We start from the raw sequence: 20,174 nt of genomic DNA on the forward strand, positions 1-20,174 counted from the left end.
GCCGCGGGATGCCCGGCGCCCACTCGGAGTCCGTCTAACCGGCCTTGGTCGTCGCCGTGACCGTGGCTGCCGGACCGGCCCCCGCTGCGGTGACAGCGGCAACCGTGACGGTGTAGGCGGTACTGGGGGTCAGCCCGCCGATCACCCGGAACATGCCCTTGCCCGAGGGCTGGCCGACCAGGGCGTCCCGCCCGGTGACCTCGATGGTCCGGCCGTCGGAGAGCGTCAGCCGGTAGCCGATCACCTTGGCGTCACCCATCTTCACGGGCGGGGTCCACGCCACAGTCGCGGCGTGGGCCGCAGTGCGCAGCTTCGGCCCGGTGGGGGCGTCGGCCGGCACCGTGGCCGCCGTCGGCAGGAGCGGAGCGGAGGCGAGGGACGGGGCACTCGTGCCCTGTGCGTTGGCGGCGGTGACGATGACGGTGAAAGGTCCGTCGTCCTCGGGGAGTCCGCCGATCCGGATGTAGGCCAGCCGCTTGTAGTCGGCGGCCGATGCGGTCGACGCGGCCACCTCCGCCCCGTCCAGCCGCAGGGCATGCGCGGTGTAACTGAGAACCGGTGAACCACCCTCTACGAAGCTGGGGTTGAAGGTGGCGTACAGGGCGTCGGCCCCCGCTGTGCTGGTACCGACCCGTGACGGCGCCTCGGGCACGGAGAGCGCCCCTGTCCTGCGCGTGAGAATCCCCCGGTACGCGGGCTCCACTCCGGCGTTGTCGACGATCGCGGCGGGTACGTCGGCGAGGGAGGTCATGATGCGGTTGCCGGTGGTCACCAGCCCCTTGTTGTCGCCGTCGCTCGTGCCCTCCTCCCACCAGTTGTCCTTGACGAGCGTCGGGTCGTTGTTGCCGAGCGTGTCGCGGTAGTCGGTGTGGCGGCTGGCGACATTGGCGTACGAGGCTCCGTACAGCACATTGCCCTCGACGGTCTCGTAGGTGCAGCCGTTGTCGGTGTAGACGCTCTTGCCCAGGCCCCACTGGTCGTGGATGACATTGCCGGTGACTTTCTCACCGTCGGCGAGCGATGTGCCGGTCATGCCCTGGGTGTAGATGCCACCACCATCGTCGAACATCTGCATGTAGTCGAAGATGAGGTTGTCGCTCACGACGTTGTCATGGCTGGGGTTGGGCGTCGCCGGTGAGCCGATCTTGTCGGGCCAGCCTCCCCAGCCCATGGATATCGCGCTGTAACCGAGATGGTCGAGCTGGTTGTGCGCGATGGTGTTGTGCTGGGTGTAGCCGTTGAGGATGCCGACCGCCCCGTGGTACTCACGAGGCAGTCCATAGAGATGATTGTTCGTCACTTCCACGCCGCTGGCGGGGGTTTGGCCGTCCACACCGCCGATCTCCAGACCATTGCCCGAGATGTCGGTGAAAATGCTGCCACTGACCTGGGTGTCGGCCGTACCGGTACCGAGTTCGAGTCCGGCTGCGCCCAGATGCGTGAACACGCTGTCGCTGAATTCGATGCGCTTGCCGTACGTGAAGGAGACATTGCCCGGCATCTTGGTCCAGGAGGCGAACGGGCAGGTGCCGCCTTCGACGAACCCGCACAATCCTTGAGTGGCCCAGCCGGTGGGTCCGGTAATGGTGTAGCCGGCCTGGATCTCGGAGAAGCCCTCGGGCCGCGACGGGGTCAGCCAGGTCGCATAGCTGAACTGCAGCCCGCGGAAGACGACATCGTGGACGGGTGCTGTGGCGGTGCCGCGGCCGTCGAGGAGTTTCTCGGCCGAGGCCGCCTCGACGTCCGCACGGCGCAGGTCCTCGCCCTTGCGCGGCAGGTAGTAGACGGTGCGGGCCGAGCGGTCGAGGTACCACTCGCCCGGCTGGTCCAGGAGTTCATAGGCGTTCTCGATGTACGAGGCCCTGCCGCCGTTGGTGAGGTGGCCGGGGCCGACCATGGAGACGGAGCGGCCCGGAATGTCGGGGAACTCCACACGCTTGTTGGAGTTGTCCCAGCACGGCTGGACCATGGTGAGGGTGGTGCCCTCGGCCTCGGCGATCCGGCAGCGCGGTTCGGTCCACTGGCCGAGGCCGTTGCGTTCGACGTTCCAGAGCTCCTCGCCGCTCGAGTAGACGAATTCGGCGTCGGACGGATGACGCCAGTGCGCGAGGGTGTCCGCGGTTGTGGTGTACCCGGTGGGTGTGACCGTCAGCCCGACGGGCACCTCGCCGCGTGCGCGCTGGGCGCGCACCCCGTCGACGTACAACTGCCGGGTGTCGGAGAGACCTTGGGGCGCGGGGGCCGAGTAGAGCCCGGGACGCCCACGGACCGGCTTCCAGCCTTCGACCTTGCGGCCGCCACTGATGACCGTGGATCCGGTCCCCTGCCAGATGATCCTGTGGCCGTCGCGGCCGGAGTCCCGGGCGTCGAGGACGAGCGGCTTCTTTGTCCGGTACGTACCGGAGGCGAGGTGCACGGTGAGGTCGCCGTCTGCGTGCGCGGCCCTCGCGCGCGCCAGATCACGCGCACGCTGAAGGGTCTTGACGGGGTGGCGCGCGATGCCCTGCGCGTGGTCGTCACCCATGGGGGACACATACACATCTGCCAAGTGCGCGTCGGCCGAGTCGGCTCCGGCCGCGGTCGAGCTGCCGGGGACGCCGAGCGCCAGGACCACGGAGAGAGCCGCGACAAGCGCGGCTCTTCGGGATACGAGCATCTTCCCTCCTTGGGGTCAGTCTCGTCAGGCACGAGAAACGTAGGAGGGTTGACGTGGAACGGTCAACGCTTGGTACAGGATTTCCGCCCTGATCCCTCACTTTCACAGAAATCATCGGACCAATGGCTATACGTGCCCGGTACAGAAGGTGGCAGTCAGCCGAAGTCGAGGCCGCCCGTGCGGGTCCGCTTGAGTTCGAAGAGGTCCGGATTCCCGGCAAGTACCCGGAAGCTGTCGAAGACCCGCGCCGCCTCCTCGCCACGCGGTACGGCCCGCAGGACCGGCCCGAACCAGACCGAGCCGTCGACATGGATCGTGGGCGTACCGACGTAGGCGTCCGCCTCCGGATCCTTGCCGGCGTCGTGGCTGCGTCGCAGTGCCTCGTCGTACGTCTCGAAGTGCGCGGCGGCGCCCAACTCGGCGGGCAGACCGAGCTCCGCGAGGGATTCGGCGATCACTTCGTCGAAGTCCTCGTTCTTCTGCTGGTGGATACGGCTGCCCATCGCGGTATAGAGATCGCGGAGCACAGCATCACCGTGGTCGGCGGCCGCCGCGACCGCGACCCGCACCGGACCGATCGACTTGTCGACCAGTTCCCGGTACCAGTCAGGGAGTTCATTGCCGATGTTGTGCAGGTAGAGGCTCATGACGTGGAAGCGGAGCTCGATGTCGCGCTGCTGCTCCACCTCCAGCATCCAGCGGGAGGTGATCCAGGCGAACGGGCAGGCCGGGTCGAAGTAGAAATCGACGGCGGTCCTGCCCGTCTCCGGGGTGCGGTGAGTGGTCATGCGCCGAGCCTAGTCAGGCATTGGCTCACCGGTCTGGGCCATTTGCCGTCCGGTCAACTGGGCCACTTTCAGGCCCCGGTCCAGTGCGGGTCGCGGCCGCTGTGGGCCAGCACCCGTTCGAACACCGACGCCGATGCGGGGACTGTCACCTCGTCGGCGAAGCCGTCGTACTGCCGGTAGAGCGCGGCGGTACCGTCGACGACATCGAGGACATAGGCGGCCGCCGCGTCGGAGAGCCGGACGTCCGCTCCGATGGCGCGGGCCACGTCCCAGGTGTGCAGGGCCGTCTCCTCGATGAGCATCGCGGCGATCTCGGAGGCCGGGGAGGTCGAACCCCCGAGGTCGATCTCGCCCTCCCAGACCGCCGGGTCCGACCAGGCGGCGACGGCGCGGTCCAGTTGCGCCGCGTACTTCTGCGCCCAGTCGGCGTCGGCGGTGAAGTCACAGGTGGTGAGCTCGTCGGGGAGGTCCTTGCGCAGGGCGCGGTGCTCCAGGCCGTGGGAGGTGTACAGCACCCAGTGGTTGATGAGTCCGCGCAGGTCCCAGTCGCCGCACGGTGTGGTGGATACGTCGAGCTGTTCGGCACTGATGGAGCGGGCGATACGGGCCGCCTCGGCAGCGCATTCGGTCATATGAGCGTGCTCGTTCTTCATACGCCCCACGCTAGGACGAGCCACTGACACCGTTCTTGAAGAAAAGCGACGGCGCCCCCGGACCTGTGGCTTCAGGAGGCGGCGTCGACGAGTGCGACAAGTTCGGCCACCGACATCGAGCCGGGATTCCGGCGCTCGAGCGCGAACGTGTTCGCGGTGCGCCGCAGGACGTCATTGACCGGAGTGGGTGCGCCATGGAACCGGCCGAGCAGCACGATCTCGCCGTTGAGGTAGTCGGCCTCGATCGTGCCCGTGCCCGTGCCCGTGCCCGTGCCCCGGCTGAGGCTCTGCCAGGACGAACCGGCGCCACGCGGGGACCCGTCGAACGGCTCGCAGCGGATCCTGCCGGCCCTGGCCTCGGCCTGTTCCTCCTGGCCGACCGCATCGATCCCGGCGGCCGCGAGCACGGCCTGGCCCTCGGCGAGCCGTGCAACGCATCCCGCCCCCGTTCCGCAGCCTCACAGGTGAGAACGCCGATCCCCGAAGGACCGGCAACACCTCGGCACAGGACGAGAAGTCCTGGCGCCGATTGCCACTAGTGTTCCCGTCATGTCTTCCACGTCACGCCCTCTCGATGATGTCTTCCTGCTCGGTGGCGAGCTGCCCGTACGCCGTCTCGGCTACGGCACCGCGCAGCTGACCGGCCCCGGATACTGGGGGCCGCGCGGGGAGCGGCAGGACGCCGTGGCCGTGCTGCGGGCGGCCGTCGAGCGGGGTGTCACGCTCATCGACACCGCCGACAATTACGGCCCCGGGCTGGCCGAGGAGCTGGTGGCCGAGGCTCTTCACCCGTACCGCGAGGATCTCGTGATCGCGACCAAGGGCGGTGTGGTGCGCACAAGCGACAGTGCCTGGCACATCGCGGGCCGTCCCGAACAGTTGCGGGCGATGTGCGAGGCCAGTCTGCGGCGGCTGCGGACCGACCGGATCGACCTCTACCAGTTGCACCGGCTGGACCCGGACGTACCCATGGCCGACCAGCTGGGCACCCTGGATGCGCTGAGGCAGGAGGGTAAGATCCGGTACATCGGTCTGGACACCCTCACCGCCGACCAGCTGGAGCAGGCTCTCTCCCTGACCGGGATCGCCTCGGTGCAGAACCGCTTCAATCTCCTCGACCGTTCGTCGGACGCGGTACTGAAGCTGTGCGAGACCCACCACCTGGCTTTTCTGCCCTGGTTCCCACTGGCCAACGGTGCTCTGACCGGCGAGGCAGCCGCGGCACTCGCCGGTGTCGCCGATCGGCACGGTGCCACCCCTGGGCAGATCGCCCTCGCCTGGCTGCTGCACCGCTCCCCTGCGCTGTGTCCGACTCCGGGCACCGGTTCTCCCGTTCATCTGGCGGAGAACCTGGGGGCGCGGGAGATCCGGCTGTCCGCCGAGGACATGAGCTGCCTGGAGTCGCTCGCACCCGCATGAAGGAGTACCCGCACGTGACCACACGTACCACCTCCGCTGTTCGCGCCCCGGCCGGTGCTTCCGGTTCGCCCGCCGCCGTCCCGGTGATCCGGGCCGAGGGTGTCTCGCTCGTCCGGGAGGGCAATGTCCTGCTCGACTCGGTCTCCCTGACCGTACGCAGCGGTGAGCACTGGGCCCTGCTCGGTGCGAACGGGGCGGGAAAGAGCACGCTGCTGGGGCTGCTCGGCGCGGTCAACCACCCCACCAGGGGCGCGGTCGAGGTGCTGGGGCGAACCCTCGGGCGGGTCGATCTGCGGGAGCTCCGGTCGCTGCTCGGTCATGTCGATCCCCGCCATCCGCTGCGTTCGCCGCTGTCGGTGCACCAGGTGGTGCTGACCGGTCTGACCAACTCGGTCGAGCCGGTACCGCGCTGGTCCGCGAGCCAGGAACAACGGGCGCGGGCGGATCGGCTCCTGAAGATGCTCGGCATGGGCGGCGGGACCCGGTCGCGCTGGCCCGCGCTCTCGCAGGGTGAGCGCGGCCGTACGCTCATCGCCCGCGCCCTGATGCCGCAACCGAGGCTGTTGCTGCTCGACGAGCCGGCCACGGGGCTCGATCTTGCCGCCCGTGAGCAATTGCTCGACAGTCTGGACACGCTGCGCGAGGAGCATCCGGAGCTGGCGACGGTCCTGGTCACCCACCATCTGGAGGAGCTGCCCGCCTCGACCACGCATGCGATGCTGCTGCGGGGCGGCCGCTGTCTGGCATCGGGCCCGGCCGACGAGGTACTGACCACCGATCAGGTCAGCGACTGCTTCGGACACCCGGTGCGGATCTCCCGTACGGACGGCCGGTGGACGGCGCGGGCGCAGCGCGTCACCCGTCGCTGAACGGGTTCATCCGTCGGCGTCCGGACCGGCGTTCGCGGTGTCGCCGAACGGCGTGGCCTGGTGGAAGTAGAGCACCCAGCCCGCGCCGGTCAGCCGCCACAGCGAACTTCGGTGAGCGAGGTGCCCCTTCGTCTCGGTGTCGTAGGTGAGGTGGACGCATTCGTCGTCCACCTGGACTCCGCACATCCGGGACGCGGTGAGCGGGCCGGGGCGCGGGGCGTTCTCGGCGGTGAGCGAGGCGATCATCGTGTCACGGTCCCAGACCCGGCCTGCGGAATCGATCTCGCGGTACTCGGGGTGCAGCACCTGGGAGAGGAGTTCGGCACAGGCGCGTACCACCGGGTCGAGGAGGCGGAGCTCGCCCTCCACCGCTGCGGCCACGCCGGGGGACGGTTCGCTCACGTGCGTACTCCGTCGATTGCGGTACCCGTCGGCGCGGTCATCTCCACCAGCTTGACCACGGTGTTCCAGTTGCGCGAGGTGGCGATGACGCCTTTGGTGAGGGACGGCCGGGACAGGGCATCGGCGAGTCTGGAACGGCCCAGTCCGTCGGGGGCGTAGAGGTAGAGCGCGCGGTCGCCGAGCCGGAACTCCTCGGGAAGGAAGGCCGCCGGGTCGATCCCGGCGAAGCGGTCGGCGTCGACCGGCTGCCCGTAGTAGGTGATGTGCAGCTGCTTGCCTTCGAGTTCGGCGGCCGGGAACGGGCAGGCCGCGGCAACTGCGGCGAGGTAGCCGCCGTCCCGGACCAGGCAGGGGACGGGGAAGCCGAACCGCTTCTCGATGGCCCGCTCCAACTCGGCGGCGAGTGCGTTCTCGTCGTCCGACGCGCTGCTGAAGACGGCGTTGCCGCTCTGCAGGTGGGTACGGACGTCCCCGTGGCCGAGTTCGGTGAGCAGCGTGCGGAGTTCGGCCATCGGAACCTTCTTGTGGCCGCTCACATTGATCCCGCGCAACAGCGCCGCGTACATCGTCATGGGCACACCATAGGACGATCCGTCCACGCAGTGCGGCCGCCGCGCCCCGTGGGGGAGGGCGCGGCGGCCGCCGATTGCGTTGCGCCGGACGTCTGCCGCCCGGTCACGGCTGCGGAGGTCGGTTACTCAACGACCTTCAGCAGCTTGTTCGGCGTGCCCCCGGTCGCATTGGAGATCGCGTCGGCGGTGGCTCCATCGGTCAGCGCCGTGGCGACCTCCGCCGGGGTGGCGTCCGGGTGTCCGGAGAGGTAGACGGCGGCGGCACCGACGACGTGCGGGGTCGCCATGGACGTACCGGAGATGGTGTTGGAGTCGTCGTCGCTGTCGTTCCAGGACGAGGTGATGTCGGATCCGGGGGCGTAGATGTCCACGATCGAGCCGTAGTTGGAGAACGACGACTGTTCGTCGTCCACCGTGGACGAGGCGACCGTGATGGCCTCCGGGACGCGGGCCGGGGAGCTCTCGCTCGCGTCGGTGGACTCGTTTCCGGCGGCCACCGCGAAGGTGACTCCGGAGGCGATGGCCTTCTGGACCGCGGCGTCGAGCGCCTCGTCCGCGCCGCCGCCGAGGCTCATATTGGCGACCGAGGGGCCCTCGTGGTTGGCGGTGACCCAGTCGATGCCCGCGACGACCTGCTCGGTGGTGCCCGAGCCGGAGTCGTCGAGGACCCGGACGGCGACGATCTTCGCCTTCTTGGCGACCCCGTAGGTCGCACCGGCGATGGTGCCCGCAACGTGGGTGCCGTGGCCGTTGCCGTCGTCGGCGCTGTCGTCGTTGTCGACGGCGTCGTAGCCCGAGGCGGCCCGGCCCTCGAACTCGTTGTGCGTGGTACGGACACCGGTGTCGATGACGTATGCGGTGACGCCCTCGCCCGCGCTGTCCGGGTAGGTGTACGCGTTGTCGCCGGCCGTCTCGGCCTGGTCGATGCGGTCCAGCCCCCAGGACGGCGGGTTGTCCTGGGTGGCGTCGATGTGGAACTTCTTGTTCTGGACGACCTTGGAGACGGCCGGGTCGGCCGCCAGACGCTTGGCCTCGGTCAGTGAAAGACCGCTGGCGGAGAAGCCGTTGATGGCGGAGTTGTAGTTCCGCTTGAGCTTGCCGCCGTACTCCTTGGCGAGCTTCGCCTTGTCGGCCTTCTGGTCCAGCATCACGATGTAGCTGCCCGGGACGGCGGTCGCCGCGTCGGCACCGTAGACGGTGCCCATCGCGGGAGCCGGCGCGGCTCCGGCGAGGGAGGTGCCCAGCAGGCTGACTCCGGCCGCCGCGGCCACTGCGGTTATCGCCGCGGTCAGCTTGATCCGACGTGCGCGCTTGTGAATTGCCATGAAGAGGGGTCTCCTCGTCATTCTTTGTGGGGGGATTGACCCCCGGCCGAATGATCTCCGGGGGTTGGCTCGAAACCCTCGCCGATTGACGCGCTCAGATCAAGACCTTCATGCGGCTGTGACTTACTCAACAAGGTTTCGTAATAAGAAACCGGCCAGCTGCAGCCAAGTCGGTCACAGTCGTGGCAACATCCGTCACACGTAAGGGGCTTACCGCTCCCACAGCAGTGACCCGCGCACTTCGCAAGAGGGAAGGCGGACCCCGCCGGCGCACCCGGGTGGGCGAGGACACGGCTTGATTCCGCCCCCGTCCGTCAGGTGGGCAGTTCGGCCTCGATGAGGTCGGCCGCCCCCTTCGTGCCGCCCTCCCCCGCCATCCGCTCCCGCACGGCCGCGGCCCTCTTCGCCACCTCGGGGTCACCCACCAGGCCGAGCACGGCCGCCCGCAGCGACTCGGGGGTCACCTCCGCCATCGGGAGATGACGGGCGACGCCGAGCGCCTGGAGCATGTCGGCGTTGCCGAACTGGTCGACGGCCTGCGGCACGGCGACCATCGGGGTGGCGGTGGCGAGCCCCTCCTGGCTGCCCCCGGCGCCCGCGTGGGTGATGAAGGCGTCCGCCTGCTTCAGCACCGAGAGCTGCGGCACCCAGGAATGCACCTCCACATTGGCCGGTACGTCGCCGAGTTCGGCGGAGTCGACCCAGGCGCCGATCTGGAGCACGACGTGCCAGCCGGGCAGAGAGCCGAAGGCCGTGACGCAGTCGCGGTAGAAACCGGGCTGGTTGGTGAAGGTCGAGCCGAGCGAGACCAGCAGCACCTTGTCGGCACCCTCGGGGCGCTGCCACTCCCCCTGGTCCGCGCGGTCGCCCTGGCAGGCGCCCACGAAGGTGTGGACCGACCTGTCGACACGGTCGGCGTTCGGCTGGAGCACCTCGGGGATCAGGACGACCGACCGCGGCGGCCGGCCGACGAACGGGTCCGGGTGCTGGTCGATCCCGTTCCCGGTGAGCCAGTCCTGGAAGCGCCGGTAGTACGCCCGCCCGCGCTCGGACCGCTTCAGCTCGGCGGTCATCGGCTCACCGACCTCCTCCTCGTATCCGTCCCAAGCGACCAGGTTGGGTGAGAGGGAGACGGCGGGCACACCCCAGCGATGGGCAAGGACCCGCGCCGGGTAGGAGGTGATGTCGTGCAGGACGAGAGCGGGCTCGTCCCCGTCGAAGGCCTTGATGAGCTGAGGCAGGGCCTGGACGGCGTCGTCGAGAAAGGGTTCGAGGTTGTCGATGAGTTCGGTACCCCAGGCGTCCGGGGCCTCTTCGGTCGGCAGCACCGAGGTGTAGAGCACCGGTTCGGCGCCGGTGGCGGCGACCTTCTCGGCGAACGACGCCGGGATGGCGTAACTGACGCGGTGCCCACGGGCGACGAGCTCCCGGATGACTTCCAGACTCGGGTTCACGTGCCCGTGGGCGGCGATGGAGAACATGGCGATATGGGCGCGCTCGGTATTCGTCATGCGCTCACCGTAGACGAGACGAGACGTCTCGTGCATTTTGTTTTCGGGGTGCCTCAGCGCTGATAGCGGGCCAGCACCCGGTTCCCGTCGTCGACCAGACGTTTCCTCAGCTCTTCCGCGCCGATCGCCCCGCTGTAGTACTCCTGGAGGGCGGGTGTGGCGACCTTGTCCTTCCATTCCGGGTAGCCGCGGACCGACTGGGCGGGCGCCGGACGCAACGCCTTCGCCACGGCGACCCCGGTCGACCAGCCGTCCTTGTCGGTGTGCAGGGCCGGGTCCGCGAGGGCCGCGGTGCCGGTCGGGAGCATCCAGTCACCCTTGGCCAGGCGCACCATGTTCTGCGGCCGGAGCAGGAAGTCGATGAACTGCGTGGCCTCCTTCTTGTGCGGGCTGGCCTCCGAGACGGAGAGGGTCTGCGGACTCACTCCCTGGGCGAGGCCCCCGCTGCCGGCCGGGGCGGGCAGGACGGTCCACTCGAAGCCCTCGGGGGCCTGCTCGACGACCTGTTGGCGGTACGAGAAGCCGAGCGGAACCATCGCGTACTTGCCGCCGAAGAATCCGGGTAGGGTGTCGGAGCCGCCCATGCCGAGCGTGGTGCGGGCGGCGCTGTGATCGATCTCGACCTGATCGTGAATGGTGCCGGGGACGACCTGGTCGCCCTCGCCCGCGCGGATGGTCACCTTGCCGTCGGCGCCCGGGTGGAAGAGCCGCCCGCCGGCGGAGAGGCCGAGGTTGAGGGTGACGGAGACGGGCTCCTTGAGCGGCCAGGCGACGCCGTATCTCCCCTTGCCCGTCAGCTCCTTGGTGATCTGCCGGAACTCGGTCCAGCTCCACGGGTTGCCGGGCGTCGGGATACGGACCCCCGATTCCTTGAGGATCTTGGTGTTGGCGATCAGGACACGGGGCTCCTGGAGGAACGGCACTCCGTAGACACCATCGCCGAAGGTGGTCGTCCGCCAGCTCTGTTGCGGGATGTCGGAGGTCAGCCGGTCCGGCAGCAGCGTCCGCAGATCGGCGAGGTAGCCGCCGTACGCGAAGTCGGCGAGGTCGTCGGAGGCGTCATGGATGACATCCGGCGCCTCGTCGCCCTCGAAGGAGGTGAGCAGCTGGTCGTGGACGGTGTCCCAGCTGCCCTGGACGTAGTTGACATGGATGTCGGGGTGGGTTTCGTTCCACTCCTTCACCAGTTGCTTGTTGGCGTCGACGGACTCCTTCTGCCAGGCCAGCGACTGGAAGCTGAGCTCGGTCCGCCCGTTGCCGTCCCTGCCGCCGCCCGTCCCCGAGCAGCCGGTGAGCAGCAGGGCCAGTGCCGTGGCCACGGCGCCGGTCGCCGTCCGTAGTGCACGCATCAGCTCTTCACCGCCCCGGCCAGCATGGAGCCCGTGATCCGCCGCTGGATGATCGCGAAGACGACCAGCGAGGGAAGGGTCGCGAGGAACGCGGCGGCGGCGAGCGGCCCGAGGTCGGCCGCGCCCTCCGCCCCGATGAAGTGGGTCAGTACGACCGGCAAGGTCTGCTTCTCCGGTGTCTTGAGCAGGACGAGTGCGAAGAAGAACTCGTTCCACGCGGTGATGAACGCGAAGAGTGCGGTGGCGACGATGCCGGGGGCCAGCAGCGGGGCGGTGACCGAGACGAGCGTCCGCAGCCGGCCCGCGCCGTCGACCGAGGCGGCCTCTTCGACCTCGGCGGGCACGGCTCGTACGTACCCCACCAGCATCCACAGCGCGAAGGGCAGCGCCCAGACGACGTACACCATGATCAACCCCCACAGGGTGTTGATCAGATGGAGATTCTTCAGGACCAGGAAGAGCGGAATGATCAGCAGGACGAACGGGAACGCCTGGCTGACCACGACCCATCCGGTGGTGGCCGTCGAGAGCCTGGAGCGGTGACGGGCCATGACATAGGCCATGGGCGTGGCGATGAGCACCGCGACGATGGCGGCGCAGAGCGCGGCGATCAGCGAATTGGAGGCGGCCTGGAGCAGCGGCTGTTCGTCGAATGCCTTGCGGAAGTTGTCCAGCGTCGGATGCTCGGGGATCCAGGTCGGGTGCAGGGAACCCAGTTCGCGCGCCGGTTTGAAGGCGGTGGAGATCAGCCACAGGAACGGGAACGCCAGAAAGACGAGATAACCGAGCAGTGCGACGTACTGTCCGGCGCGTGCGGATCTGCTGGTACGCGGGCTCACCGGTCCTCGCCTCCCCTGAGCCGGCCGACGAGATACACCGCGAGGATCACGGAGATCACCGCGACCATCACACAGCCCATCGCCGCGGCGTAGCCGAACTGTCCGTAGCGGAAGGCCTCTTCGTACGCGAAGAGCATCGGCAGCCGGGTGCGGCCGCCGGGTCCTCCGTTGGTCAGTACGTAGACCAGGGCGAAGGAGTTGAAGTTCCAGATGAAGTTGAGCGCGGTGATGGAGAGCGCGACCGGTCTGAGGACGGGCCAGGTGACCGTGCGGAAGCGGCGCCAGGCACCTGCGCCGTCCAGGGCGGCCGCCTCGTGGAGTTCGTGCGGGGTGTTCTGCAGTCCGGCCAGGAGGGCGACGGTGGTCTGGGGCATGCCGGCCCAGACGCCCACGACGACCACGGCGGGCAGGGCGGTGGCGAGCCCGGTGAGCCAGTCCCGGCCGTCGCCGAGGCCGAGATCGCGGATCGTCTCGTTCAGGATGCCCGCGTCCGGGTTGTACACGAGCCGCCACATGATGCCGACGACCACCTCGGGCATCGCCCACGGAATGATCGCCAGCGCCCGCGCCAGCCAGCGCATGCGCAGATTCTGGTTGAGCAGCAGGGCGAGGCCGAGCGCCAGTACGAACTGCGGGACGGTGACGCCGACCGCCCAGAGCAGACCGATCCGGAACGAGTCCCAGAACAGGGCGTCGTGGAGCAGGTCCTGGAAATTCAGCCCGCCGACCCACTGGGTGGAGCGGGTGCGGCCGGACTGGGCATCGGTGAAGGCCAGCGCGATGCCGTAGAGGAGCGGGCCGACACTGAGGATCAGGATCGGGATCAGCGCGGGCAGTACCAGGAACCAAGTGCCGGCATTCCGGTTGACCGGCCGGGTCTGCTTGTCGTGCGGGCTGCCGGACGGACCGTGCCTTCCGGATCGTACGGTTGCACTCGCCAATGTCATGAATTCGCCCCCTTGCGTCATTCGATCGGTTTCATACCGTTCTGGCCGCTCAGGTGGCCCTCGTCATCGTGCTGACGGGCCGTCGGTTCGTCAAGCAGGCCTGCACAGATGCGAAAATCGGAGCCATGAACGAGATGCGTGCGCGCGAGGTGCTGACCGCTGCCGGACTGTCCGGCGGCGCGGAGTTGCTCGCGCTGGGTGAGAACGCGGTGTTCGCCGTGGCCGACCTTGTGGTCAAGGTCGGCCGGGACGCCGTGCAGAACCCGGAACTGCGGGAGCGGGCCGAGCGCGAGGTGGCCGTCGCTCAGTGGCTGGCCGCCTCCGGTGTCCCCGCCGTACGGGTCGCCGAGCCCGGGGCGCGGCTGGTGGAGGGCCACCCGGTGACGCTCTGGCACCGGCTGCCCGACGCCGTGCGCCCTGCCGAGCCGCGCGATCTCGCCCCGCTGCTCACCCAGGTGCATGCGCTGCCCGCCCCGGAAGGCTTCACGCTGCCGCGCCGTGAGCTGCTCGGCGGCGTCGAGCGCTGGCTGCGGCTCGCGGGCGACGCGATCGATCCGGCCGACGCCGATTATCTGCGCGGCCGGCGCGACGGCTTCGCGAAGGCCGCGGCAGCCCTTGCCCCGCACCTGCCGCCGGGCCCCATCCACGGCGACGCGCTCCCCCGCAACGTCCACGTCGGCCCGGACGGGCCGGTGCTGGTCGATCTTGAGACCTTCTCCACCGATCTACGCGAGCACGATCTGGTGGTCCTCGCACTCTCCCGCGACCGGTACGGCCTGCCCGCCCACGCCTACGACGCGTTCACCGAAACGTACGGCTGGGACGTACGCACCTGGGAAGGATGCGCGGTTCTGCGCGGCGCCCGCGAGACGGCGAGCTGCGCCTGGGTCGCCCAGCACGCCCCGTCGAACCCCAAGGCGCTGACGGAATTCCGGCGCAGGGTGGCGTCATTGCGCGAGGACGCCCCCGAGGTGCGCTGGTACCCCTTCTGAACCGCGCTTCCCGTCGCGCGTAAGTGCTGGATGCGCGCGGGCGGGCGCCCCGCCCGCACCGTCGTGCACCCGGACACCCATACCTCCCCTTCGGTCCGCCGAGCGGTCCTCACGGGCGTATGCCCTTGCTCGGGCGAGGGTGCGGTACCGAGGCCCGAGGGCGCCTGTCCGGTGCCCAATGACCTTCCGTACCATGCCTCTTGGCCGTAAGGCCGAACAGGTGTGATTGCAACGGGGGTTGCCCATGGGAGCCGGAGAAGGTGGCGAGCAGACGCTCGCGAGCTCGCCGAGCGACAAGAAGCGCGCGGCGACGTACATGAACGATCACCAGATACCTGATACCGAGTCGGCCGCCCTCATGGCGTCCGGCGGTGGAGCGGTGCGGGCGCTCTTCCTCGCCCCTACGGCCCCCGCGAGCCCCCTGCTGAAGCAGGACACCGGACTGCAGGGGCTCTCCGGCTGGGCCTCGGACCAGGGCGTCTCCGACGCGCTGGTCGCGTGGCAGGGACAGGCGAACCGGCTGATGGGGCGGTTGCAGCAAGAGCTTGCCGGGCTGAAAGGCGCTCGGAACACGCTCCGGGACCAGGACCTCATCGCCGGCGCTCAGACGAACTCCATACGGCTCCCCAGCAGTTTCGACGGGATGTGACGGGCACCGCCATGACGCTGAACTATCACGATGTGGTGACGGCCGACCTGTCTTCCTTCGCGGATGTCGCGGGGGCCTGGAAGAAGATGGGTGAGCGCTTCGGTGAGCTCAAGATCAACTACGAGAAGCATGTGCAGAGCGTGCTGGGCAACGGGAACTGGCAGGGGCTCGCCTACGGTGCCCAGCAGCACACCGCCGCGGCGACCGGCTTCGAGTACGGGGCGGCCAAGAGGGAGGCCCTGGCCATCGCCAGCCTTCTCACGGATGCGCAGACCGAGCTGACCCGCCTGCAGAAGGCGGTCAAGGACCTGGTCGAGGACGCAGAGAAGAAGGACTACAAGGTCGACGGCTCCGGCAAGGCGACCTACATCGGGTACGACAAGCTCTCCGAGCAGGAGCGGTACGCCCTCCATCACGACCCCGACTACCCCACGCTGCTGGCCGACGCCCGCGAGAAGGCTCAGGGCTGGACCGATCAGATAGCCAAGGCGGTCGAGGCCGTCGACGCCGCCGACCAGAGTGTGAAGCGTGCGCTGTCCCGCGCGACGAGCGACGTCTCGCTGGACGGTATCGGCATCGGCGGGTTCAACACGCAGGCCGAGGGCGATCTGGCGAAGGCCGGTAAGCCCGACCCCAAGCCCGGCAAGAAGGACGGATGGGTCTCCGAGACCGACTCCGAGGCCTCGGGGCCAGGAGTCGGGGCGGAGGCCAGCGGTCCAAACATCGGGAAGGGGAAGCTGGCTGAGGCCGAGGCGAACGCCGACCTCGGCCGCGCCAGCGCGGAGGGCACGCTCACCAACGGTCCGCTCAAGCTGGCCGGAGAAGCCGAAGCCTATGCGGGCGCCAAGGGCTCGGCGGCCGCCGGCATCACCCATGAGGGCGTCCAGGCCGAGGCCGGTGCCTTCGCGGGCGGCGAGGCTTCGGCCAACGGCAGCGCCGACGCCGGCCCCGTCGGGGTGTACGGGCGGGCGGAGGCCATGGCGGGCGCCGAGGCCGGTGTCAACGCGGGGGCGGGTCTGGACGGGGTGCAGCTGGGCGCCGAGGCCTTCGCCGGCGCGAAGGGCGGCGTCGGCGCGGGCGCGGACGTCGGGGGAATCGGCGTGGGTGTCACGGCCGAGGGCTGGGCCGGTCCCGGCGCGGAGGCAAGTCTGAACGCCAGCAAGGACGCCAACGGCGTCTGGCACTTCGGCCCCAAGGTGGGCATTTCCCCTGCCCTCGGTGGCGCCGTGGGCTTCGAGTTCACCGTCGACCCGGGGAAGGTCGTCGATACGGTGGGCGATGCAGCGAGCTGGGTGGGTGGCGGGATCGGCAGCCTGTTCTGACACACGCCACCGCGGACCCGCTGCCGTAAGCACACCGTTGCCGTAAGGAGAGACCGGGATGACCACCACCCTGCCCGTACCGATCGCATTCGAACTGCCGGACGACTGGCGCGCCACACCGCCGGACGGAGTGGGCGCGACGGGCGCGGCATTCGTCGCACTGCACCCGCATCCGGATGCGGGATTCACCGCGAACATCACGATCGACGGCGAGTTCCGCCCGGACACGGCGACGCTCCCCGAGATCGCCGACGAGTCGGTGGAGAACCTGCGCCGGTCCGCCGCGTCGGTCGACGTCGCCGAACGCCGCGAGGTCGGTTCCGCGGAGGCACCCGGCCTCACCCAGACCCTGGCCGTCTCGGCCGTCGCAGGGGGCACCCTCCGCAACCTCGTGCAGTCGCAGGTCTACCTGTCCATGCTGGACGTCACCGATCCGAGCAGGCGGGCGGTGATCCGTCTGATCCTGACGGTGACCGCGTCCCAGCACCTCGCCGTCCTGGAGGACTTCCGGGACTTCGTGCGCACGGTCCGCCCGGACACCGGCGCGGCTACGTAGGCCGTCCCGCCGGAACGGCCCTTCTTGCACCGCCAATCCGACCCCTCATAGGTTGACCTCATGGGATTCTTCGACATGCTGACCGGAACCAAGCACCCCGAGGACGGGGTCGTGCCACGCTCAGCCGAGGAGTTGCGGGCAGCCCTGCTCAGCCTCAACCGGCCGGATGTCCCGTACATCATCAGCGACGGCGCAGCGCATGACGCCGATCTGGTGGCGGAGTGGCGGATCGCCGAGCCCGCCTGGCAGACCTTCTTCATCGGGTCTCAGCTGACGCACGCCCTCCGGATCCGGATGCGCCTGGTCGAGGAGGTCCCTGAGGTGCGTGCCGTCGAGGAGCAGTGGGAGGTCACCCGCGTCGGGAATCCTCCGCGGCTCCAGACTTCGGCGGAGTACGCGCGCGGCGCGGGCAGGACCGTCTCCCGCCGCTGGACGCTCCAACGCGGAGAGAACGGCCGCCTCGAAGCGACGGAGACATTCAGCTTCGACAGCGCGCAGTTGACCAACCCCCTGCGAAACGCCGCCCTCGAGTCGGGCTGGACCTGGCGCGGAGTGATCTTCGGTAAGTTGTGAGGTCTGCGGGACCACGACTCGCCGCCCACCCCGCGGCCTCCCCCGCCTTCCGCGGGGACGCCCTCCCCGACCGAGGTCGGCCCGGCATGTTCCCGCCTGCTGCCGGAGGTGGGCCGACCGCCTTCCGGCGGCATCCGCGGAACACGGTCCCACGTATGCTTCCGGCGACTGCTTTGATCATTCGGAATGGAGCACCCATGACCATAGCCCGCTCGACCGCAGCGAAGTGGAGCCTCTCGGCCGTGGCCGCCGGCGCGCTGCTCGTCGGCTGCTCGGCGTCGGTCAGCGCCGGCAAGTCCGAGCCGAAGCTGTCCTCGGACAAGCTGGCCGCCTCGCTCGCCGACAAGCTCGCCTCCACGACGGGCCAGCCGAAGCCGGACATCACGTGCCCGGAGGACCTCGCCGGGAAGGTCGGCACCGAAACCCGGTGCACGCTCACCTCGAACGACGGCAGCACCCTGGGCGTGACGGTCACCGTCACCTCCGTCGACGGAAAGCAGATCCACTACGACTTCAAGGCCGACGAGACGGCTTCGCCGGCTCCGAACTGACACCCCTCGCCCGTCGGATCACCCTCAACCGCCTGCGGGCTCCCGCCTCCGGGGGATGAGCGGCCAGGCCGGTTCGACGACCGCAGCCGGATCCGCGGTGCGCCGGAGGTAGGCCTGCAGGGAGAGCGACTGCTCGGCCGCCGCGCGCATCTGAAGACCGTGCAGGTCCTCCAACGGCATCACTCCGACGGGCTGGTACTTCTCCCCCATACGTCGCACCACGCGGGCAGCGGCCACGGCGTCCGCCCTCGCGTCATGCGCGTCGTCGAGCGACACCCCGTAGTGGGCACACAGCGCGTGGAGGGCTCGCTTCCCCTTCCGGTACTTGTCGACATGCTTGTCGATCACCAACGGATCGATGACGGGCGAAGGTGCGTTGCCCAGCCGCTCGTTGAGCGACTCGACCGCGTACCGCCGACACTCTCGGTCGAGCAGGGACAGGTCGTAGCGGGCGTTCATCACCACCAGCGGCGTCCCTGAGCGCAGCCCGTCGGCGACGGCCCGTGTGATCTCCTCGACCGCGGAGGCGGCCGGCGCCCCGTGCTCGCGGGCACGTTCCGTCGAGATGCCGTGGATCGCCGATGCCTGCTCGGGTATGGCCACACCGGGATTCAGCAGCCAGGTCCGCTCCTGCGACACTGATCCGTCCGCCTCCAGCCGGACGACCGCCGCAGTCACGATGCGGTCGGTCTCGACATCCGTCCCCGTGGTCTCCAGGTCGAACGCCATCAACGGCCCGCTGATCCAGCTCATCGGACTGCCCCCGCCCCGACGACCGCGGCGGTGGCGGTCTGGGCCTCCAGCGGGTCCGTGCCGGTCTCCTCCAGGCCGAAGCCGACCGGGCGCTCCTGGTGCCAGCTCATCCCGTAACTCCTTCTGTGGTGCGTTCCCCCAAGTGATGACCACCTTCGCATGCACCACTGACAACGCCGTGAGGGGCGTCAGGAGACGGGCCGGGAGTCCGTCCACACGGACTCGAATTCCTCGCGGTACGTCTCGAACAGCCCGTGCTCGTTGTCCTGACCCGCCCGGACCACCGCGCGCCCACCGCCCCGCAACACCAGCACGGGCGCCTCCATGCCGCGTGCGCGCCGCAGATACGGCTGGACGACCCCGACCGCGTCCGCCCCGTCGCCGTCCACCAGATAGGCCGTGAAGCGCGGCGTCTCGTCGAAGACATGGATCTCGAAGGCGCCCGGATCGCGGAGCTTGGAGCGGACCCGGCGCATATGGAGGATGTTCATCTCCACCGAGCGGCTCAGCTCGCCCTTCTTGAGACCCAGCTCCCGCTCCCGGCGCTTGACCGCGCTGCTCGCCGGGTTGATGAAGAGCAGCCGGACCCGGCAGCCCGACTCGGCGAGCCGGATCAGCCTGCGGCCGGAGAAGTTCTGCACGAGCAGGTTGAGTCCTATGCCGATCGCGTCGAGCCGGCGCGAACCCCCGAAGAGATCCTCGGCGGGCAGCTGGCGCTGGAGCCGCACCCGGTCGGAGTGGACGGAGACCACGTCCGCGTACCGGTCGCCGACCAGCTCCTCGACGGCGTCGACCGGGAGCCGGTCGGCCGACGGGACCGCGGCGCCGCTGCCCAGGATCTCCAGGAGCCGGGCCGAGGCGCGCTCGGCCTGGGCGAGGACCGCCTCGTTCAGGGCGCGGTTGCGGGAGACCACGTTGCGGGCGACCTCCAGCTCGTCGAGCGCCAGTTCCACCTCGCGCCGGTCGTCGAAGTACGGCTCGAAGCACGGCCAGTGCTGGACCATCAGCTCACGCAGCTGCGGCAGCGTGAGGAAGCTGAGAACGTTGTCGTCGGCCGGGTCCAGCAAATAGCCCTTGCGGCGGGAGACCTCGCGTACGGCGACGGCGCGCTGCACCCACTCCTGCCCGGCGGGTCCGGCGGCGGCCACCACCCAGTCCTCGCCGTGGACCGGCTCGTAGATGGGCCGGAGCACCGCGGCGACCACGGCGCGCAGCCGCTGCTCCACGAGATTCAGCCAAATATAGGCACGCCCGGCCCGCTGGGCGCGCGTGCGCACCTCGCTCCAGGCGTCCGCTCCCCAGTCCAGTTCCGCGCCGATCTCCATGGGCTGCGCAAGTGAGACCGCCCCGGGCGGGGCATCGGTTGAGTCCCCCTCGTGACCTGTGTCACCTGGGGGCAGCTCGAACCCTCCCGAGCTCACCCGCGCACCGCCTTCCACTCCCCCACC

20 protein-coding genes and 1 pseudogene are annotated in these 20,174 nt (G+C 69.5%); 8 read left to right on the forward strand and 13 right to left on the reverse strand.

Annotated elements, in window-relative coordinates:
• Window positions 1–34: 34 nt before the first annotated feature.
• The 4 genes and pseudogenes from OG609_RS08105 to OG609_RS08120 form a co-directional block, all read right to left on the reverse strand.
• On the reverse strand, window positions 35–2,656 hold the full coding sequence (locus OG609_RS08105; RefSeq protein WP_327272178.1) for a right-handed parallel beta-helix repeat-containing protein: 2,622 nt from the start codon (window positions 2,654–2,656) through the stop codon (window positions 35–37).
• A 155-nt stretch (window positions 2,657–2,811) separates the two neighbouring features.
• Window positions 2,812–3,444 (reverse strand): mycothiol-dependent nitroreductase Rv2466c family protein, encoded by a 633-nt coding sequence (locus OG609_RS08110; RefSeq protein WP_327272179.1) that lies wholly within the window; start codon window positions 3,442–3,444, stop codon window positions 2,812–2,814.
• A gap of 68 nt (window positions 3,445–3,512) precedes the next feature.
• A complete protein-coding gene (locus OG609_RS08115; protein WP_327272180.1) occupies window positions 3,513–4,097 on the reverse strand; it encodes a TIGR03086 family metal-binding protein in 585 nt (194 codons plus the stop codon).
• 71 nt (window positions 4,098–4,168) lie between these two features.
• Window positions 4,169–4,519: pseudogene (locus OG609_RS08120) on the reverse strand (ketopantoate reductase family protein); the annotation flags it as partial.
• Window positions 4,520–4,646: 127 nt separating this feature from the next.
• Here OG609_RS08120 and OG609_RS08125 point away from each other — a divergent pair.
• Window positions 4,647–5,516 (forward strand): aldo/keto reductase, encoded by an 870-nt coding sequence (locus OG609_RS08125; protein WP_327272181.1) that lies wholly within the window; start codon window positions 4,647–4,649, stop codon window positions 5,514–5,516.
• 83 nt (window positions 5,517–5,599) lie between these two features.
• Window positions 5,600–6,385, forward strand: a complete 786-nt coding sequence (locus OG609_RS08130; RefSeq protein WP_327277973.1) for an ABC transporter ATP-binding protein — start codon at window positions 5,600–5,602, stop codon at window positions 6,383–6,385.
• Between the two features lie 6 nt (window positions 6,386–6,391).
• Here OG609_RS08130 and OG609_RS08135 read toward each other — a convergent pair whose 3' ends face one another.
• The 7 genes from OG609_RS08135 to OG609_RS08165 form a co-directional block, all read right to left on the reverse strand.
• Window positions 6,392–6,787, reverse strand: coding sequence for a nuclear transport factor 2 family protein (locus OG609_RS08135; RefSeq protein WP_327272182.1), 396 nt, complete (start codon window positions 6,785–6,787; stop codon window positions 6,392–6,394).
• Window positions 6,784–7,359 (reverse strand): DUF1697 domain-containing protein, encoded by a 576-nt coding sequence (locus OG609_RS08140; RefSeq protein ID WP_327272183.1) that lies wholly within the window; start codon window positions 7,357–7,359, stop codon window positions 6,784–6,786. The genes OG609_RS08135 and OG609_RS08140 overlap by 4 nt, the downstream gene beginning before the upstream one ends.
• A 122-nt stretch (window positions 7,360–7,481) precedes the next feature.
• Window positions 7,482–8,684 carry a S8 family peptidase gene (locus OG609_RS08145; RefSeq protein ID WP_327272184.1) on the reverse strand — a complete coding sequence of 401 codons (1,203 nt, stop codon included), beginning with the start codon at window positions 8,682–8,684 and terminating at the stop codon, window positions 7,482–7,484.
• 314 nt (window positions 8,685–8,998) lie between these two features.
• Window positions 8,999–10,231, reverse strand: coding sequence for a macrolide-inactivating glycosyltransferase (gene mgt / locus OG609_RS08150; RefSeq protein WP_442817949.1), 1,233 nt, complete (start codon window positions 10,229–10,231; stop codon window positions 8,999–9,001).
• 17 nt (window positions 10,232–10,248) lie between these two features.
• The gene (locus OG609_RS08155; RefSeq protein ID WP_327272186.1) at window positions 10,249–11,544 is read right to left on the reverse strand and encodes an ABC transporter substrate-binding protein; all 1,296 of its coding nucleotides are present in this window, start codon (window positions 11,542–11,544) and stop codon (window positions 10,249–10,251) included.
• Window positions 11,544–12,383 (reverse strand): carbohydrate ABC transporter permease, encoded by an 840-nt coding sequence (locus OG609_RS08160; protein WP_327272187.1) that lies wholly within the window; start codon window positions 12,381–12,383, stop codon window positions 11,544–11,546. The genes OG609_RS08155 and OG609_RS08160 overlap by 1 nt, the downstream gene beginning before the upstream one ends.
• Entirely contained in the window at window positions 12,380–13,330 is a 951-nt protein-coding gene (locus OG609_RS08165) for a carbohydrate ABC transporter permease (RefSeq protein ID WP_327272188.1), read from the reverse strand. Before OG609_RS08165 ends, OG609_RS08160 begins: the two co-directional genes overlap by 4 nt.
• Window positions 13,331–13,455: 125 nt before the next feature.
• On the opposite strand from OG609_RS08165, the gene OG609_RS08170 reads away from it, so the two are divergent.
• The 6 genes from OG609_RS08170 (at window position 13,456) to OG609_RS08195 (ending at window position 17,973) form a co-directional block, all read left to right on the forward strand.
• A complete protein-coding gene (locus OG609_RS08170) occupies window positions 13,456–14,322 on the forward strand; it encodes a phosphotransferase enzyme family protein (RefSeq protein WP_327272189.1) in 867 nt (288 codons plus the stop codon).
• Window positions 14,323–14,566: 244 nt separating this feature from the next.
• On the forward strand, window positions 14,567–14,971 hold the full coding sequence (locus tag OG609_RS08175) for a hypothetical protein (protein WP_327272190.1): 405 nt from the start codon (window positions 14,567–14,569) through the stop codon (window positions 14,969–14,971).
• Window positions 14,972–14,982: 11 nt separating this feature from the next.
• Window positions 14,983–16,293, forward strand: a complete 1,311-nt coding sequence (locus OG609_RS08180) for a hypothetical protein (RefSeq protein WP_327272191.1) — start codon at window positions 14,983–14,985, stop codon at window positions 16,291–16,293.
• Between the two features lie 58 nt (window positions 16,294–16,351).
• Window positions 16,352–16,849: a hypothetical protein gene (locus tag OG609_RS08185; protein WP_327272192.1), complete on the forward strand. Its 498-nt coding sequence runs from the start codon at window positions 16,352–16,354 to the stop codon at window positions 16,847–16,849.
• 60 nt (window positions 16,850–16,909) lie between these two features.
• A complete protein-coding gene (locus OG609_RS08190; protein WP_327272193.1) occupies window positions 16,910–17,422 on the forward strand; it encodes a hypothetical protein in 513 nt (170 codons plus the stop codon).
• A 197-nt stretch (window positions 17,423–17,619) separates the two neighbouring features.
• The gene (locus OG609_RS08195; protein WP_327272194.1) at window positions 17,620–17,973 is read left to right on the forward strand and encodes a DUF4333 domain-containing protein; all 354 of its coding nucleotides are present in this window, start codon (window positions 17,620–17,622) and stop codon (window positions 17,971–17,973) included.
• Window positions 17,974–17,997: 24 nt separating this feature from the next.
• Here OG609_RS08195 and OG609_RS08200 read toward each other — a convergent pair whose 3' ends face one another.
• Both OG609_RS08200 and OG609_RS08205 read right to left on the reverse strand, forming a co-directional pair.
• Window positions 17,998–18,726, reverse strand: a complete 729-nt coding sequence (locus tag OG609_RS08200; RefSeq protein ID WP_327272195.1) for a 3'-5' exonuclease — start codon at window positions 18,724–18,726, stop codon at window positions 17,998–18,000.
• 188 nt (window positions 18,727–18,914) lie between these two features.
• Window positions 18,915–20,147 (reverse strand): SAV2148 family HEPN domain-containing protein, encoded by a 1,233-nt coding sequence (locus OG609_RS08205; RefSeq protein ID WP_327272196.1) that lies wholly within the window; start codon window positions 20,145–20,147, stop codon window positions 18,915–18,917.
• Window positions 20,148–20,174: the final 27 nt, after the last annotated feature.

Origin of the sequence: Streptomyces sp. NBC_01224 (genome assembly GCF_036002945.1) — a bacterium.
Classification (GTDB): Bacteria; Actinomycetota; Actinomycetes; order Streptomycetales; family Streptomycetaceae; genus Streptomyces.